Origin of the sequence: Streptomyces sp. NPDC056222 (assembly GCF_042264065.1) — a bacterium.
Lineage (GTDB): Bacteria > Actinomycetota > Actinomycetes > Streptomycetales > Streptomycetaceae > Streptomyces.
In genome coordinates, this window is sequence record NZ_JBHJTL010000053.1 from 1 (window position 1) to 17,543 (window position 17,543).

Here is a 17,543-nt window from a genome sequence, read left to right on the forward strand (position 1 = left end):
GGTACACACAAGGTGTACCGGGCCCCGCGGCGTCGCTTCAGGCCGTGCCGTCCGCTAGGCGGACTTGCGGCTGTCTCGCGGATGTACGGCGATGTTCATGGCGCCGGAACGAAGGACCGCCAGCCTCTCGGCCAGGACCTCCTCCAGCTCCTCGCGGGTGCGCCGCTCCATGAGCATGTCCCAGTGCGTACGCGCCGGCTTGCCCTTCTTCTCCTCGGGGCCGTCCCCGTCCACCAGGAGTGCCTGGCTGCCGCAGACCTTGCACTCCCACTCCGGCGGAATTTCCGCTTCCACCGAGAAGGGCATCTCAAAACGATGGCCCTTCTCGCATGCGTACTCCACGGCCTGGCGCGGGGCCAGATCGATGCCGCGGTCGGTCTCGTAGCTGGTCACCACGAGGCGCGTGCCGCGAAGAGCTCGCTCACTCATGAATCGTGCCTCCCGGGCTTGTCGCCCACAGGACAGGTGTCGCTGTCGTCGTCATCCGGTCAACGTCCGGTCGGCGGTAAAGATTCCCGTTCCGGGTCATGCGTCGCCCGTCGTGCCGCCCCTTGTTCTACCCACCAGTGCCCGGTTTGTCACATCTGGCAGCAGATGTCACCCAGCGTCTTCACCAAAGCAGCACGCAGTAACGGTCCGCCTGGCAGGCCAAAGGCGTACACTACCGGCCTTTCACTGCCGCGTCTAAATCCGGTCCGGAACCGGGTTGCCCGCGGCGGCCACCGCACGCCGTACGGGTACCCGCGCGAGCAGGACGAAACCGGCCGCGAAGAAGATCACCAGAGAGATGATGGCATCCCGGTAGCTCCCGGTCAGCTGATACGCGAGACCGAACACCAGTGGGCCCAGCCAGCTGAGACCGCGGTCGCTCATCTCGTACGCCGAGAAGTACTCCGCCTCCTTGCCGCGCGGCACCAGATGGGAGAAGAGCGAGCGGGACAGCGCCTGGCTTCCGCCGAGGACGAGACCGATCGCCGCCGCGAGAAAGAAGAACGCCACCGGCGCGCCGGCGGGCAGGAAGTACCCGGCGGCCAGGATCAGCGTCCAGACCGCCAGCGAGCCGAGGATCACGCGCTTGGCGCCGTACGAACGCGCCATCCGCCCCATGCCGAGCGCTCCCACGATCGCGAGCACCTGGACCAGCAGCACCGCCGTGATCAGCGTCGTCTGCTCGAGCCCCAGCTCCTCGGAGCCGTAGATCGACGCCTGCGAGATCACGGTCTGCACGCCGTCGTTGTAGATGAGGTAGGCGAGCAGGAACGACAGCGTCAGCGGGTGGCGGCGCATGTCCCGCAGGGTCGCCACCAGCTGCCGCCAGCCACCGCCGACCGCACCCTCGCCCTTCGGCCGGACGTGCCGGTCGCGCAGCCGCCGCAGCGGCACCAGTGTGAAGGCGCCCCACCACAGCCCGGCCGAGGCCAGGCAGATCCGCACCGCCATGCCCTCCGTGAGGCCGAACGACTCGTGGCCGGAGTACAGGATCAGGTTCAGGACGAGGACCAGGGCGCCCGAGGTGTAGCCGAAGGCCCAGCCGCGCGAGGAGACCGCGTCCCGCTCGTCCGGTTCGGCGATCTGCGGCAGATAGGCGTTGTAGAGCACCATCGAGACGGCCAGTGAGGCGTTCGCCACGATGAGCAGGAAAGCACCGAGCAGATAGCGGTCGCCGTCGAGGAAGAACATCCCCGCCGTCGCCGCCGCGCCGGTGTACGCGGCGACCGCGAGCAGCGGCTTCTTGCGTCCCGTACGGTCCGCCGCCGCGCCCACCAGCGGCATCACGAGGACCGCCACCACGAGCGAGGCCGAAACGGCGTACGCGAAGAGCGAGCCGGCCCGCACGGGTATGCCCAGGGGGTGGACGAAGCCGTCCGCGTCCGCCGCGGCCTTCGCGACCGAGGTCAGATAGGGGCCGAGGAACACGGTCACGACGCTCGTCGAGTACACCGAGCAGGCGAAATCGTAGAAGTACCAGCCGCGTTGCTCGCGCCTGCGTTCGGCCGGATCGGCGGTGTGCCCCTCCGGCTCGGTGGTGTCGGCAGTCACGGCCGCGGCCCCCTCTTTGGTCCCCGTGGCGGGACGCGCGGTCAGACCCACACGCCCCGAGCGGTCAGCACTGCGCGCAGCGCCTCCAGATGATCGGTCATGATGCCATCCACTCCCAGGTCGAGGAGAGAGTTCATCCGCTCCGGATCGTTGACGGTCCACACGTGCACCTGGAGGCCGCGGGCATGGGCCTCCCGCACGAAGCGCCGGTCGACGACCGGGATGCCGCCCTGGCTCGCCGGCACCTGTGCGGCGACCGCGCCCGCGCGCAGCGCCGCCGGGATGCCGAGCGAGCGCAGCCGCAGGCCGAGGATGCCCTTCACGCCGTACGAGGTGGCGAGCCGCGGCCCCGCGAGGCGCTGCGCCCGGGCCACCCGCCCCTCGGTGAAGGAGCCCACACAGATCCGGTCCCACGCCCCGGTCCTGCGGATCAGGTCGACCAGTGGGACCAGTGAGGACTCGGCCTTCAGGTCCACGTTCCAGCGCGCCTCGGGAAACTCCTCCAGGAGCTCCTCGAAGAGCGGCAGCGGCTCCTTGCCGGCCACCCGCGCCTCGCGGACGGCGTCCCAGGGAAGATCCCGGATACGGCCGGCGGCGTCCGTGACCCGGTCGAGCGTCGAGTCGTGGAAGGCGACCAGCGCACCGTCCGCGGTGGTGTGCACATCGGTCTCGAAGTAGCGGTAACCGGCCGCCGCGGCCCGCCGGAAGGCGGCCGCGGTGTTCTCCAGGCCGTCCGCCGTGCCGCCGCGGTGGGCGAACGGAATGGGCGACGGGTGGTCGAGGTAGGGGTGGCGTACGCGAGTCACCGCCGCAGTATCGCCTGTTCCGGTGTCCCGGAGGCGACCACGGTGCTGCTCACGTCCTTCTCGGGGATGGCGAACCTGCGCAGGAAGAACTGCGCGAGCGGGCCGATGCTCAGTGCGTAGAGGACGGTGCCGACGCCGACCGAGCCGCCCAGCAGGAAGCCGGTGGCGACCACCGCGACCTCGATGGCCGTGCGGACCAGGCGGATCGAGCGGCCGGTGAGCCGGTGCAGCCCGGTCATCAGGCCGTCGCGGGGGCCGGGGCCGAACCGCGCGGCGATGTAGAGGCCGGTCGCCATGCCGTTGAGCACGATGCCGAGGACCAGCAGAGCGATCCGGGCGGCGAGGCCATGGACCTCCGGCACCAGGGCGAGGGTGCCGTCCATCGCCACGCCGATGACGAAGACGTTCGAGACCGTGCCGAGACCCGGCCTCTGCCGGATGGGGATCCACAGGAGCAGGACGATCGCCCCGACGAAGATCGAGACGACTCCGATGGTGAGTCCGGTCCGCTCGGCGAGACCCTGGTGGAGGACGCCCCAGGGCTCCAGACCGAGCCCGCCGCGCACCAGAAGCGCCGAACTGATCCCGTACAGCGCCAATCCGACGTACAGCTGCGCGAGCCGACGGGTCAGATGACGACCGGTGAGCCGGCCGCGGAGGCCGGAGGCGATGGACAAGGTGGTGCCCCCTGTGGTGGTAGTGGACTGACTCATGACACTCTGTGGCGGGGATTGCATCCCAACCATGGCCAATTCGAGGAAGGTGGACTGACTTCCATGGCTCAGTGGACCTCGGCCGTCGGGCCGGCCCAGCTGGCACGGCAGCTCCAGGCGCAGCAGCCGCGTCCCGCGGGACCCGGCGCGCGCAAGCCACCCGCCTACCGCGCGCTGGCCGACGGCATCCGCCTCCTCGTGCTCGAGGGCCGCGTGCCCGTGGCCGCCCGGCTGCCCGCCGAGCGGGAGCTCGCCGTGGCGCTCACCGTCAGCCGTACGACGGTCGCGGCCGCGTACGAGGCGCTGCGCGCCGAAGGCTTCCTGGAGTCGCGGCGCGGGGCCGGCAGCTGGACCGCCGTACCGGCCGGGAACCCACTGCCCGCGCGCGGGCTCGAACCGCTGCCGCCGGAGTCGCTCGGGTCGATGATCGACCTCGGCTGCGCGGCGCTGCCCGCCCCCGAGCCCTGGCTGACCCGGAGCGTCCAGGGGGCCCTGGAGGAGCTGCCACCGTACGCCCACACGCACGGGGACTATCCCGCCGGCCTGCCCGCGCTGCGGCAGATGCTCGCCGACCGGTACACCGAGCGGGGCATCCCGACCATGCCCGAGCAGATCATGGTCACCACCGGCGCGATGGGCGCCATCGACGCCATCTGCCATCTCTTCGCCGGGCGCGGCGAGCGGATCGCCGTCGAGTCGCCCTCGTACGCCAACATCCTCCAACTGATGCGTTCGGCGGGCGCCCGGCTCGTGCCCGTCGCGATGGCGGAGGGGCTCACCGGCTGGGATCTGAACCGCTGGCGGCAGGTGCTGCGGGACGCGGCGCCGCGGCTCGCGTACGTCGTCGCCGACTTCCACAACCCGACGGGCGCCCTGGCCGACGAGGACCAGCGACGGCAGCTCGTGGACGCGGCCCGCTCGGCCGGCACGGTCCTGGTGGTCGACGAGACGATGTCCGAACTGTTCCTGGACGACGGCCTGGAGATGCCCCGCCCCGTCTGCGCCTTCGACCCGGCGGGCGCGACGGTGCTCACGGTCGGCTCGGCGAGCAAGGCGTTCTGGGCGGGCATGAGGATCGGCTGGGTGCGGGCCGCGCCCGACGTGATCCGCTCCCTGGTGGCGGCACGCGCCTACGCGGACCTGGGCACCCCCGTCCTGGAACAGCTCGGGGTCAACTGGCTGATGCGCACCGGGGGCTGGGAGCAGGCCGTCGACATCCGACGCACCCAGGCGCGGGAGAACCGCGACGCGCTGGTGGCGGCGGTGCGGGCCGAGCTCCCGGAGTGGGAGTTCGAGGTCCCGCGCGGCGGCCTGACGCTCTGGGTCCGTACGGGAGGCCTCTCGGGCTCGCGGATCGCCGAGGTCGGCGAGCGGGTGGGGGTACGGGTCCCCTCGGGGCCGCGGTTCGGCGTGGACGGTGCCTTCGAGGGGTACGTCCGGCTGCCGTTCACAGTGGGCGGCCCGGTCGCGGAGGAGGCCGCGGCCCGGCTGGCGGCCGCGGCGCGGCTGGTGGAGTCGGGTGCGGGGGCGGGCGTGGAGCCCTCGCGGACGTTCGTGGCGTAGAGCGCCTCACGCCGGGACCGGGGCGTGGAGCGGAGCCGGACCGGGGTCGGGCGCGGAAGGCTTGGTCACGACGGTGGGACCGGGGTCCGGCGCCGAGCCCGGAGCCGCCTCGACCGCCGTCGCCGTGGCGGACTGCCGCTCCGGCAGGAGAGCCAGGACGGCCTGACGGTGCGTCTCGCTCGTCGCGTCGTCGAACGGATCGGGCGTCGCCGGCACCTGGAGACGGAGGACCCGGCCGCTGCCGAGGCGGGCGTAGCCGCGGCCCGGCGGGACGACCGGGACCGGGGTGGTGTGCGGCCCGACGCCGAGGACGGACGCGATCTGGCCGGGGGAGGCCGGGCCGAGCACGACCCTGGCGCGCGTGTGCGTGCGTACCGTCTCGCCGAGCGTCTCCATGCTGTCGAACTGCTCCGCGACCACCACCGTCACGTGCGCGGCCCTGCCGTGCCGCAGCGGCACCTGGAGCAGCTCCTGTGGATCGGGCCGGCCGTCCGCCGCCGCCAGGTGGCCGAGGACGCTCGGCCGGTCGAGCAGGATCCACAGCGGGCGCCTGGTGTCGTCGGGCGCGGGGTGGCCCGCCTGACGGGCCCGGTTCGCGGCGATCAGCCGCCGCTCGGTCTCGTGCGCCGCCCACTCCAGGCTCGCCAGCGCACCGGCGAGACCGCACTCGACGCCCAGGACTCCGCCGCGACCGGTCAGACAGGCGTACTCACCGGTGCCGCCGCCCTCGACGATCAGTACGTCGCCGTGCGGCAGGGCCTGGAGCGCGATGGAGCGCAGCAGGGAGGTCGTGCCGCTGCCGGGCTGGCCGACGGCGAGCAGATGCGGCTCCGTGGAGCGCGGACCGGTGCGCCAGACGACCGGGGGCGCGTCCTCAGCCCCGTCGGCGGCCTGCACCGGCACGGTCCGCTGGACGGCGTCGGCGTCGGTGAAGCCGAGGACCGTCTCGCCCGGCACGGTGACGAAGCGCTGGGCGGCGATCGTGGTCGGAAGGGGCGGCAGCACGCTCATCACGAGCTGGTTGCCCTCCTCGTCCCAGTCGAAGAGGTACTCGCGTCCGCGGCCCGACTTGGCGTGCAGCAGCTGCTCGATCCGGGCGCGGGAGGCGGCCTCCCCGTCGGTGAAGTACGCGGGGTACTTGATCCGCAGGCGGGTGAGGCGCCCGCCGTCGTCGAAGGCGTGCTCCCCGAACGGGCCGGTCCAGTCGCCGCCATGGGCGAAGAGCGGCGCCGGGTCCTCGGGGACGGAGAAGTACGGCACCAGTGCCTCGTAGAGGCCCTTGAGCCGCTCGATCTCGGCCTCGTCGGGCCCTGTCTTCACCACCGGGCGTTCGCGCCCCATCCAGGCGGCGGCGCCCATCACCGAGACGAGGGCGAGAAGCGGACCGTACGGGACGAGCGCGAGGACGAGGACGCAGGCCGCGACCAGGAGCAGCGTGGGACCGCGCCGCTCCTTCGGGGTCGCGGCCCACCTGGCACGCGCGGTCGCGGCCAGCTTCCGCAGACCACGCGTGATGGTGATCAGCGGATGGAGCACATCGGTGGCGCTGTCGGCGGCCGTGCGCGCGATCTCTCGACTGCGAGCGATCCGGTCGCTGCCGCTGCTCAGAATGCGGGGGAGTGGTCGCCGGGCCACGTCGTACTCCTGGAGTTGTGGAAGGGGTTGTGGGGCGTCAGAACTTGATCCCGCCCAAGAGGCTGGCGAGGCTCTGTCCGCCTGCGGTGATGCTCGGGGCGATGGCGGTGCCCGCGAGGTAGAAACCGAAGAGGGCGCTGACGAAGGCGTGGGACGCCTTCATGCCGTCCTTCTTGAAGAACAGGAAGCAGATGATGCCGAGCAGGACCACGCCTGAGATGGACAGGATCATGAGGGGTTCTCCTGGTTGAGGGGACAGTCACCATGAGTCCTTCCAGGTTCACGGGGAGTATCTATGCGATTAAAGGTGCAAATGGGTTAAAGATTGGCGATTTCACTTGACTGGCGGAGGTGGAGGGCGTGCTCGAGTGGCGAAATGCCCGGAGCGCGCTAGGTGATCTTTGCCGTGGACGCGCCCGGTCATGTCGCGGGACGGGCAGTACCCTGTCGATTCACTCGTACGGCCTTGATCGCCGTGCGCAGGTCACCCGCACGGGAACCCACGTGCGCGACGGAACGGAAAGGCGGACACGTCCGATGAGCGAGACTCCGGACCCCGAGGTCATCGAGCTGGCGAGCAAGGTCTTCGACCTCGCGCGGACGGGCGACGCCGAGACCCTGGCCGCCTATGTCGACGCGGGCGTCCCGGCCGACCTCACCAACGACAGGGGTGACTCCCTCGTCATGCTCGCCGCCTACCACGGGCACGCGGAGGCGGTCACCGCCCTGCTGGCCCGGGGTGCCGACGGGGACCGCGCCAACGACCGCGGCCAGACCCCGCTCGCCGGTGCGGTCTTCAAGGGAGAGGACGCCGTCGTGCGCGCGCTGCTCGCCGGCGGCGCAAATCCGGAAGCGGGGACTCCGTCTGCCGTGGATACTGCTCGGATGTTTGGGAAGACAGAACTCCTGGAGCTGTTCGACGCCCGATGAAGATCCGGGTGAACGGGCACTGAACCCCAGGTGAGAGCGGTGTCGTAAATGTGGTCGCGGTGGCGAAATGGCTGGGTCATCATGACGTCGGGCCCGCAACGGGCCACCGACGAGAGGCAGAGGAAGATGGTCAACACCAAGCGAAGGACGACGGGCGGCCGAACATGTTGCTGCGCGGCCTAGGCGATCACCAGTCCCCGGTACTCCCGGTCGTGTCGACAGCTTGATGTGAGGCATCTTCCATGTTCGAACCAGTCATAGCGCCGAGCGGCACCCTGCTCGGCCTGCTGCAGAGGGGCCGCGGCGACGGCACCCTGCACGCGCTCGCCGCGCCACGTGCCGAGGCCCTCGCGGCCCTCAACCACTGCGTTCTCAGCGACCCCCGCCAGGACTGGCAGGTCGAGAACCGCTCCCTCTACTACGCACGCCTGTACCTCGACCTGCACGGCGGGCTCACGGAGATCGAGACCCACCTCTTCGGTGCCGAGGACCACTTCGACACCGAGGAGAACAGGACCGGGCTCGCGCTCGCCGTCCTCGGGCATCTCGCCTCCTACGGCCGCCAGGACGCCCTGGTGCTGCTCCGGCGGTACGCCGCGACCGGCGTCAACTGGGCCTGGGCCCTCGACGAGCTCGCCCTGCGCGACGACGACGCCGGACTGCGCTCGCTCGCCACCCCGGTCCTCGCACGCTTCCCCGCCACCCCGGAGGGCGACGCCGAACTGGCGAGCGCCGTACGGGACGCCTTCGAGCCCCGGCCGTGGCGGCTGTGGGCCGAGGACCAGCGGGACGCCGTCGGCGCCCGGGTCAGGGCGGCCCAGGAACAGGGCTCCTTCGACCGCTGGCAGCGTCAGATGCGACCGAGCGGCCCCCGGCCCGGCTGGAGCGTCCAGGCGGTCTTCGACTGGGCCCAGGAGGGCCTGGAGCGCGGTGCGATGCTGCACGGCCCCGCCGCCCGCTGCCTGACCGCCGTCGCCGGCCCCGAGGACCGGCCGGTCATCGTCGAGGCCGCCCGCAGCGGACCCGACGGCGCGCGCTGCGCCGCCCTCCACTACCTCGCCGAGTCACGCGACCCCGCCGTCCTCGACCTCATCGAGGCCGCCGCCGGCAGTGGCTCCCGTACGGTCTCCGAAGCCGCCGTCTCCGCGTTCGAGCGCATGTGCGGCGAGCCCGCCGTCGACCGCGCCCGCGGCTGGGTCCACCGGCCCGACGCGCTCGGGGCGGCCGCCGCCGGAGTCCTCGCCTGCCGCGGCGGGGCCCAGGACGCCCTGCTCGTCCTCGGCGCCCTGCGCGAGACGGTCCGGGCCGACGGCCCCGACGCGACCGCCCTCTACACCCTCGTCGACGGCGCCGGACGCCTCGGCATCGCCTGCGCCGCCCCTGTGCTGCGCCACGTCTACCGAGAGACGGCCTCCTCCCAGCTGCGCGGCCGCACGGCCCGCGCCCTCGCGGCCACCGACCCGACTTTCCCGACGGGTTTCGCCGTCGAATGCCTCTGGGACTGCGAGGAGACCACGCGCGAGGTCGCGGCGTTGCACGCCGAGACCGGTGACGTACGGGTCGCGGAGCGACTGCGCCGCCTGGCGGCCGACCCGGCCGAGGAGGCCGAGGTCCAGACGGCCGTCCGCAACCGGATAGGGCCCGACCTGCAGGTCTGAGCGGGGCCGCGCGCCGGTTGAGTGACGGCGGAGCGGGGCCGCGCGCCGGTTGAGTGACGGCTGAGCGGGGGCGCCCGGCCTGTCCGAGCGAGGGCGCCCGCCCCGTCGTATCCGAGTGCGGGGCGGGGGCCGTCGGGACCTGGGTGTGGGGTCCACGGCGGGGGCCGTGAGGCCTGGGTGGGGGGTTGGGCCCGGGCGGTTGGGGTTTGGGCCGGGGCCGTGGGGCCTGGGTGTGGGGTTGGGCCCGGGCGTTGGGGCTCGGGTGTGCGGTGGGGCTCGGGGCGCGGGCCTGAGTGTGCGGCCCAGAGGTCGCGGCGCCGGCGGCCCGGCGGGGCAAACGCTCATGGGACGTTCCCCGCGCGTCCAGATCAACGTCGGCGGGAACACGCCGGGCGCGACGACAACACCGGTATGCGTGTCGTCATCGTCACCGAATCCTTCCCACCCGACGTCAATGGTGTGGCGCACTGCGCCCTGCAGACCGCGCGCCACCTCGTCCGCCGCGGTCATGCCCCGCTCGTCATCGCCCCGGCCGTACCCGTGACCGGACCCGCCGACCCCGTGGACTCCGACGCGCCGTGCCCCGTGGTGCGCGTACCGTCCCTCCCCCTGCCCGGCTACCCGCAGGTGCGCGTCGCGCTGCCCAGCCGCCGCCTCACCGCCGCCATCGCCGCACACCGGGCCGACCTGGTGCACCTGGCGAGCCCCTTCGTCCTCGGCGTACGCGGCATGGCCGCCGCGAGCCGACTCGGACTGCCCGCCGTCGCCGTCTACCAAACCGACCTCGCCGGCTACGCCCGCACCTATGTGGGCGCCGGCGAGGGCGCCGCCTGGCGTCGGCTCCGCGCCGTCCACGGTGCCGCCGACCGCACGCTCGCGCCGTCCACCGCGGCCGCGCGCGACCTGGAGACACACGGCATCGCCCGCATACGGCTCTGGCGGCGCGGCGTCGACACCGCGCGCTTCCGCCCCGAGCTGCGCGACGAGACTCTGCGCCGCGAGCTCGCCCCCGGCGGCGAGCTCCTCGTCGGCTACATCGGCCGCCTCGCCCCCGAGAAGCGGGTCGAACTGCTCTCCGGGGTGTGCGGACTGCCCGGCGTCCGGGTCGTGGTCGTCGGCGACGGCCCGAGCGGTCCCGGCCTGCGGAACGCCCTCCCCGGCGCCGAGTTCCTCGGCCGCCGCACCGGGACGGACCTGGCGAGGATCTTCGCCTCGCTCGACGTGTTCGCGCACACGGGCCCGTACGAGACCTTCTGCCAGACCGTGCAGGAGGCGATGGCGAGCGGAGTCCCCGTGGTCGCCCCGGCCGCCGGCGGTCCGCTGGACCTCGTCGACCACCGGAGGACCGGACTCCTCGTCCCGCCGGACGACGCGACCGCGCTGCGGGACGCCGTCGCCGCGCTCGCCGCGGCACCGGCGCAGCGGGCCGCGTACGGGCGCGCCGGGCGGGCGGCGGTCGAGGACCGGACCTGGGAGGCCGTCGGCGACGAGCTGATCGGCCACTACCTGGAGGTGCTGCGCGAGCGGACGGCGGTCGCGGCATGAGCGTCAGCGGAAGGAGCGGCGCAGGCGTGGAAGGCACCGGCACGAACGTCCGGGGGAGAAGTGGCCTCGGCGCGTCCGCCCCGGGCGTGGGCAGTCTCGGCGCGGACGTCCACGGAACTCGTGCCGTCGGCACCGACGCTCCCGGGACGGCTGCGCTCGGGTGGGACGGCGCCGGTGGGGACGACGTCGGGGCCGGTGTCCTCGCCGAGGCCGCCCTTGGCACGGACGTCCTCGGTGGCGATCTCCCCGCTACGGGTGCCATCGGCCGGCATGTCGTCGGCGCGGACGCTCTTGGCACAGACGCCCACGGCACGGACGCGCTTGGGGCAGACGCGCGCGGCGGGCGTCGGCCGCTGCGGATCGTGCGGCTGGCCAACTTCGTCACCCCCACCTCCGGCGGCCTGCGCACCGCACTCGAACAGCTCGGCCGCGGATACCTCGCGGCCGGGCACGAGCCCGTCCTGATCGTCCCGGGAGACGTGGGGAGCGACGAGGTCACCGACCAGGGGCGGGTCATCACCCTGTCCGGCCCCGTCCTGCCCGGGACCGGCGGCTACCGCGTCCTCGCCGATCGGGGGCGTGTACGCCGACTCCTCGAAGAGCTCGCCCCCGACCGCCTGGAGGTCTCCGACCGGACGACCCTGCGGTGGACGGGGGAGTGGGCCAGGCGCGCCCGGGTGCCCTCGGTGATGGTCTCCCACGAGACCGCCGACGGAGTGCTGCGGACCTGGGGTGTGCCGTCGTCCGCCGCCGCCAGGGCCGCCGACCGGCTCAATCGCCGTACGGCCTGGGCGTATTCACGGATCGTGTGCACGACGGAGTGGGCGGAGCGGGAGTTCGTACGGATCGGGGCCCGCAATGTCGTACGGGCGCCGCTCGGCGTGGACCTGGTCCGCTGCAGGCCCGGGCGGCGCAGCACCGTCCTGCGGGCCAAGCACGCGGACGGCCAGCGGGTGTTGCTGTTGATGTGCTCGCGGCTCTCCGTGGAGAAGCGGCCGGGCACGGCGCTGGACGCGCTCGCCCATGTGCGCGCCGCAGGAGTCCGGGCCGCGCTCGTCGTGGCCGGCGACGGGCCGATGCGGGCCGCGCTGGAGCGCCGGGCGCGGGACGAACGGCTGCCGGTGCGGTTCCTGGGGCATGTCGCGGACCGCGAGACCCTGGCGGACCTCCAGGCCGCCGCCGACCTGTGCCTGGCCCCCGGGCCTGCCGAAACGTTCGGCCTGTCCGCGCTGGAGGCGCTCGCCTGCGGCACCCCGGTGGTGGCCAGCGCCTCCTCGGCACTTCCCGAGGTCCTCGGGGACGCGGGCGCCGGTGCGGCCGACGACCCGGCCGCCTTCGCAGCGAGCATCCGTGCGCTGCTCGCCCGCCCGGAAGGGGAGCGTCGCGCGGCGGCACGCGCGCGAGCCGAACTCTTCGGCTGGGACCGCTCGATCGCCGCGTTCCTCCAGGCCCACGACGCGGCCCCGGCATCGATCCTCGTCCCGCCGCAAGGAGCCCGGCCATGACCACCACGTTCCTGCGGACCGCGGGCACTCCGGAGTCGTTGCACACCGTCGTCACGGCCGACGCTTCCGAGACGCCGCGCGCCGCCCGGTCCGCGGGGCCGGCGGAGACCGGCTTCGGTGTACGCGAGACGCCGGGCCGCGGCGAGGGCACGGCCGGGCCGGAGGGGCCGACCGAGGCCGTAGGCACCGTCCGGACGCTTCCGCCGGCGGAGACCGGCGTCGGCACACCCGCGACGCCGGGCCGCGCCCGGATGTCCGGCCAGGCCGAGGCCGCCCGGTCGGCGGCGCCGGTGGAGACCGGCAGCGGCACACTCGCCACGCCGGGCAGCGCCCGACCGTCCGGCCTGACCGAGGCCCAACACGCGGGCGCCGCCCGGACGCTTGAGCCGGCGACGACCGGCGGCGGCGCACCCGCGACGCCGGGCACCGCCCGCACCTTCGGCCCGGCCGAGGCCGTCCACGCAGGCGCCATCCGGTCCGCGGGGCTCGCCGAGGGCCTCCCCCTGGCCGCCCACGCGTGCGCCGCCCGGCCGGCGGCGCCGGTGGAGACCTGGCCGCCCGACTCGGTCGAGACCCTTCACGCGCGTGTGGGCCCGCTTCCCGCCCAACGCCGGGACCCCGACGCCGCGCCCCCTTCCCTCGCCGCCGGCCGGGACGTGCCCCCGACGGTCGGGGCCGCGCCCGCCGCGGTTCTTCGCTTCGTCGTCCTCGGGGACTCGCTCAGCGAGGGTGTCGGGGACCGTGTCGACGGGGCCTGGCGTGGCTGGGCCGCGTTGCTCGCCGAGGGGCTCGCCGGGCCCGCGCAGGACGTCGAGTTCCGGAACCTCGCCGTCAGCGGGGCCCAGAGTCAGGAGGTGGCCGAGCAGCAGGCCCCCGAAGCCGTGGCGTTCCGGCCGGACCTCGCCTCCGTCGTCGTCGGTGTCAACGACACCCTGCGCCACACCTTCGACATAGCCCGGCTCGCCCACCGTCTCGACCGGGTCTGCGCCGACCTCACGGCGGGCGGAGCCGTACTCCTCACCGCGTGTCTGCCCGACCCCGGCCGGATGCTCGGCCTCCCCGCCCCGCTCGCCCGTCCGCTCGCCCGCCGCCAGAAAGCCGTCAACGCCCTCGTCCACGCGGTCTCCGACCGCTACGGCGCCGTCCATCTCCACCTCGCCGACGCGCAGTGGACCGACGACCGGTCGCTGTGGAGCGCCGACCGGCTCCACCCCGGCGAGCGCGGCCACCGGGCCATCGCCGCACGGTTCCACGCCCTCCTCGCCGCCCGCGGCCTCGCCCACGGCACGCCTCCCTCGCCCGAGCCCGAACAGCCCCCGCCGACCCGCGCGGAGGCGGTGCTCTGGCTCGCCACCGCCGGAACCGGCTGGGTCGCCCGGCGCTGCCACGACCTGCTGCCCCAGCTGCTGCACCTGGCGGGCTCCGAGCTGCGCCACTGGGCGGGCGGCACCGGCGCCCGGCTCGACCGGCGGGCCGAACACGCCCTGTCCGCCGCCCTCGCGGCGGTGTCGCTGGACGCCCCGGTGGCCACAATGGGGGAATGACCGGGCGCTGGGAGTTCTGGATCGACCGTGGCGGCACCTTCACCGACGTCGTGGGCCGACGGCCCGACGGGCGGCTCGTCACCCGCAAGCTCCTCTCCCACGACCCGGCCCGCCCCCACGACGCCGCCGTCGCGGGGATCCGACTCCTCCTCGGGCTCGGCCCCGACGAGCCGGTCCCCGCCGACCGGATCGATGTCGTCAAGATGGGCACGACCGTCGCCACCAACGCCCTCCTGGAGCGGCGCGGCGAGCCGACCGTCCTCCTCGTCACCGAGGGCTTCCGCGACGCCCTGCGCATCGCCTACCAGAACCGTCCCCGGCTCTTCGACCGCCACATCGTGCTCCCCGAGGCCGTCTACGAGCGGGTGATCGAGGTCCCCGAACGGGTCGACGCCCACGGCCGTGTCGTCACGCCGCTCGACGAGCACGCCGTCGCCGAGGAGTTGCGGGCCGCCCACCGCGCCGGCTACCGCTCCGCCGCCGTCGTCCTCATGCACGGCTACCGGCACCCCGACCACGAGACCCGGATCGCCGCCCGCGCCCGTGCCCTCGGCTTCACCCAGATCAGCTGCTCCCACGAGGTCAGCCCGCTCATCAAGCTCGTGCCGCGAGGCGACACCACCGTCGTCGACGCCTACCTCTCCCCGATCCTGCGCCGGTACGTCGACGAGGTGGCCCGCGAACTCGCCGGGATCCGGCTGATGTTCATGCAGTCCAACGGCGGGCTGCGCGAGGCCGCCCACTTCCGCGGCAAGGACGCCGTCCTGTCCGGACCGGCCGGCGGTGTCGTCGGGATGGCCCGCACCTCGGAACAGGCGGGGTTCGACCGGGTGATCGGCTTCGACATGGGCGGCACGTCCACCGATGTGTCGCACTACGCGGGCGAGTTCGAGCGTGAACTCGGTACACAGGTCGCCGGCGTCCGGATGCGCGCCCCGATGATGAACATCCACACCGTCGCCGCGGGCGGCGGCTCCGTCCTCCACTACGACGGCCGGCGCTACCGTGTCGGCCCCGACTCCGCGGGCGCCGTCCCCGGCCCCGCCTGCTACCGCCGCGGCGGCCCGCTCACCGTGACCGACGCCAATGTGATGCTCGGCCGCGTCCAGCCCGACCACTTCCCGGCCGTCTTCGGACCGGAAGGGGACCAGCCGCTCGACGCCGCCGTCGTACGCGAGAAGTTCACCGCCCTCGCCCAGGAGATCGGCGGCGGCCGCACCCCTGAGGAGGTCGCCGCCGGTTTCCTGGAGATCGCGGTCCTCAACATGGCCAACGCCGTCAAGAAGATCTCCGTCCAGCGCGGCCACGACATCACCCGCTACGCCCTCACCAGCTTCGGCGGCGCGGGCGGCCAGCACGCCTGCGCCGTCGCCGACGCCCTGGGCGTCGACACCGTCCTCGTACCGCCGCTGGCCGGTGTGCTCTCGGCGTACGGGATCGGCCTCGCCGACGCCACCGCCATGCGCGAGCAGTCGGTCGAGGCGGAGCTCCACGCCCCCGGGACGCACGCGCGCGTGACGGAGCTCTGCGCCGAACTCGCCGACAGGACCAGGGGAGAGCTGCGCGCCGACGGCCTGCCCGACTCCGCGATCACCACCCACGCGCGCGTGCTGCTGCGTTACGCCGGCACGGACGCGAGCCTCCAGGTCGACCTGGCCGCCGCCGAGGAGATGGCCGAGGCGTTCGAGGCCCTCCACCGCGCACGGTACGCCTTCACCATGGACCGGCCGCTGGTCGTCGAGGCCGTTTCCGTCGAGGCCGTCGGCACCGCCGGACCGCACGGCCCGGTGGCCGTCGAGACGGGCGTACGGGACGGGGATCCCACACCCCGGGCGACGGTACGGATGTACGGCGCGGGCACCGCCACGGCGAGCGACACCCCGCTGTACCGGCGGGAGGACCTGCGCCCCGGGGACACCGTCATCGGTCCCGCGATCCTCGCGGAGGCCGACGCGACGACCGTCGTCGACCCCGGCTGGCAGGTGACGGCCGGTGACGGCGGACACCTCGTCCTCACTCGGGCGCGGCCCCGCCCGGCACGCGTCGCGGTCGGCACGGACGTCGATCCGGTCCTCCTCGAAGTCTTCAACAACCTCTTCATGTCGATCGCCGAGCAGATGGGCGTACGCCTGGAGAACACCGCCCACTCCGTCAACATCAAGGAGCGACTCGACTTCTCCTGCGCCCTGTTCGACGCCGAGGGCAACCTGATCGCCAACGCGCCCCACATCCCCGTCCACCTCGGTTCCATGGGCGAATCCATCAAGGAGGTGCTGCGGAGGGGCGGGGACTCCCTGCGCCCCGGTGACGTCTACGCGATCAACGACCCCTACCACGGCGGCACCCACCTCCCGGACGTCACGGTGGTCACACCGGTCTTCGACGATTCCGGTGACGCGCTGCTCTTCCTCGTCGCCTCGCGCGGACACCACGCCGAGATCGGCGGCATCACCCCCGGCTCCATGCCCGCCTTCAGCCGGACCGTCCACGAGGAAGGCGTCCTCTTCGACAACTGGCTGCTCGTACGGGACGGGCGGCTGCGCGAGGACGAGACGCGGGCGCTGCTCGCCGGAGCGCGGTACCCCTCCCGCGACCCGGACACCAACCTCGCCGACCTGCGCGCCCAGATCGCCGCCAACGAGAAGGGAATCGAGGAACTGCGCACCATGGTGGGACAGTTCGGCCTCGATGTCGTCCACGCCTACATGCGTCACGTGCGCGCGAACGCGGAGGAGTCCGTACGGCGGATCGTGGCCGGGCTCGAGGACGGTTCGTACCGCTACGAGACGGACGGCGGCGCGGTCGTCCAGGTCGCGGTCCACGTCGACCGTGAAGGGCGCTCCGCGGTCCTCGACTTCGCCGGCACGTCCCCCGAGCAGCCGGGCAACGCCAACGCGCCGACCTCCGTCGTGATGGCCGCCGTCCTGTACGTCTTCCGCACCCTCGTCGACGACGACATCCCCCTCAACAGCGGCTGCCTGGAACCCCTGGACATCCGGGTGCCGCCCGGCTCGATGCTCGCGCCCGCCTACCCGGCGGCGACGGTCGCCGGGAACGTGGAGACCTCCCAGGCGGTCACCGGTGCCCTGTACGCGGCCCTCGGCGTCCAGGCGGAGGGCTCGGGCACGATGAACAACGTCACCTTCGGCAACGAGCGCGTGCAGTACTACGAGACGGTCGCGAGCGGCTCGGGCGCGGGGGACGGCTTCGACGGGGCCGACGCCGTCCAGACGCACATGACCAACTCCCGGCTCACCGACCCCGAGATCCTGGAGTGGCGCCACCCGGTCCGGGTGGACTCCTTCGCCGTACGCCGGGACAGCGGCGGGACCGGCCGGTGGCACGGCGGCAACGGCGTCGAACGCCGTGTCCGCTTCCTGGAGCCGATGACCGTGACCCTCCTGACGGGCCACCGCAGGGTGCCGCCCTACGGCATGGCCGGCGGGGAACCCGGTGCGCTCGGGGAGAACCTGGTCGAGCGCGCCGACGGCACCGTCGAGCGCCTCGGTGGCGTCGACGCCACCGAGGTCGGCCCGGACGACGTCCTGGTCCTGCGGACCCCCGGCGGGGGAGGCTACGGCCCCGCCCGCTCGTGAGCGGCCTC

General features: G+C 73.6%; 13 protein-coding genes. 7 read left to right on the forward strand and 6 right to left on the reverse strand.

All coding sequences use genetic code 11. The features are described from left to right. Positions 1-54: 54 nt before the first annotated feature. The 4 genes from ACFC0D_RS23585 to ACFC0D_RS23600 all read right to left on the reverse strand — a co-directional run bounded on the left by ACFC0D_RS23585 (position 55) and on the right by ACFC0D_RS23600 (position 3,559). A complete protein-coding gene (locus tag ACFC0D_RS23585) occupies positions 55-429 on the reverse strand; it encodes an RNA polymerase-binding protein RbpA (protein WP_026278069.1) in 375 nt (124 codons plus the stop codon). Positions 430-684: 255 nt separating this feature from the next. Continuing rightward, complete coding sequence (locus ACFC0D_RS23590; protein WP_376439236.1) at positions 685-2,040, reverse strand: MFS transporter; 1,356 nt, start codon at positions 2,038-2,040, stop codon at positions 685-687. A gap of 41 nt (positions 2,041-2,081) precedes the next feature. Beyond that, the gene (locus ACFC0D_RS23595; RefSeq protein ID WP_376439239.1) at positions 2,082-2,846 is read right to left on the reverse strand and encodes a glycerophosphodiester phosphodiesterase family protein; all 765 of its coding nucleotides are present in this window, start codon (positions 2,844-2,846) and stop codon (positions 2,082-2,084) included. Next, positions 2,843-3,559 (reverse strand): YitT family protein, encoded by a 717-nt coding sequence (locus ACFC0D_RS23600; protein WP_376439242.1) that lies wholly within the window; start codon positions 3,557-3,559, stop codon positions 2,843-2,845. The genes ACFC0D_RS23595 and ACFC0D_RS23600 overlap by 4 nt, the downstream gene beginning before the upstream one ends. Positions 3,560-3,622: 63 nt before the next feature. Between ACFC0D_RS23600 and ACFC0D_RS23605 the strand changes: the two genes are divergently transcribed. Beyond that, on the forward strand, positions 3,623-5,122 hold the full coding sequence (locus ACFC0D_RS23605) for a PLP-dependent aminotransferase family protein (RefSeq protein WP_376439245.1): 1,500 nt from the start codon (positions 3,623-3,625) through the stop codon (positions 5,120-5,122). Positions 5,123-5,128: 6 nt separating this feature from the next. On the opposite strand, the gene ACFC0D_RS23610 is transcribed toward ACFC0D_RS23605, so the two are convergent. After that, positions 5,129-6,757, reverse strand: coding sequence for a hypothetical protein (locus ACFC0D_RS23610; RefSeq protein WP_376439248.1), 1,629 nt, complete (start codon positions 6,755-6,757; stop codon positions 5,129-5,131). A gap of 37 nt (positions 6,758-6,794) precedes the next feature. After that, positions 6,795-6,989 (reverse strand): hypothetical protein, encoded by a 195-nt coding sequence (locus ACFC0D_RS23615; RefSeq protein WP_147976179.1) that lies wholly within the window; start codon positions 6,987-6,989, stop codon positions 6,795-6,797. Between the two features lie 305 nt (positions 6,990-7,294). Between ACFC0D_RS23615 and ACFC0D_RS23620 the strand changes: the two genes are divergently transcribed. The 6 genes from ACFC0D_RS23620 to ACFC0D_RS23645 all read left to right on the forward strand — a co-directional run bounded on the left by ACFC0D_RS23620 (position 7,295) and on the right by ACFC0D_RS23645 (position 17,535). After that, positions 7,295-7,687, forward strand: a complete 393-nt coding sequence (locus ACFC0D_RS23620; protein WP_376439251.1) for an ankyrin repeat domain-containing protein — start codon at positions 7,295-7,297, stop codon at positions 7,685-7,687. Between the two features lie 242 nt (positions 7,688-7,929). Continuing rightward, positions 7,930-9,345: a HEAT repeat domain-containing protein gene (locus tag ACFC0D_RS23625; protein WP_376439254.1), complete on the forward strand. Its 1,416-nt coding sequence runs from the start codon at positions 7,930-7,932 to the stop codon at positions 9,343-9,345. Positions 9,346-9,756: 411 nt separating this feature from the next. After that, entirely contained in the window at positions 9,757-10,890 is a 1,134-nt protein-coding gene (locus ACFC0D_RS23630) for a glycosyltransferase family 4 protein (protein ID WP_376439256.1), read from the forward strand. 353 nt (positions 10,891-11,243) lie between these two features. After that, positions 11,244-12,395, forward strand: a complete 1,152-nt coding sequence (locus ACFC0D_RS23635) for a glycosyltransferase (RefSeq protein ID WP_376439327.1) — start codon at positions 11,244-11,246, stop codon at positions 12,393-12,395. A 656-nt stretch (positions 12,396-13,051) separates the two neighbouring features. After that, positions 13,052-13,939: an SGNH/GDSL hydrolase family protein gene (locus tag ACFC0D_RS23640; protein WP_376439329.1), complete on the forward strand. Its 888-nt coding sequence runs from the start codon at positions 13,052-13,054 to the stop codon at positions 13,937-13,939. Next, the gene (locus tag ACFC0D_RS23645) at positions 13,936-17,535 is read left to right on the forward strand and encodes a hydantoinase B/oxoprolinase family protein (RefSeq protein WP_376439259.1); all 3,600 of its coding nucleotides are present in this window, start codon (positions 13,936-13,938) and stop codon (positions 17,533-17,535) included. Before ACFC0D_RS23640 ends, ACFC0D_RS23645 begins: the two co-directional genes overlap by 4 nt. Positions 17,536-17,543 lie beyond the last annotated feature (8 nt).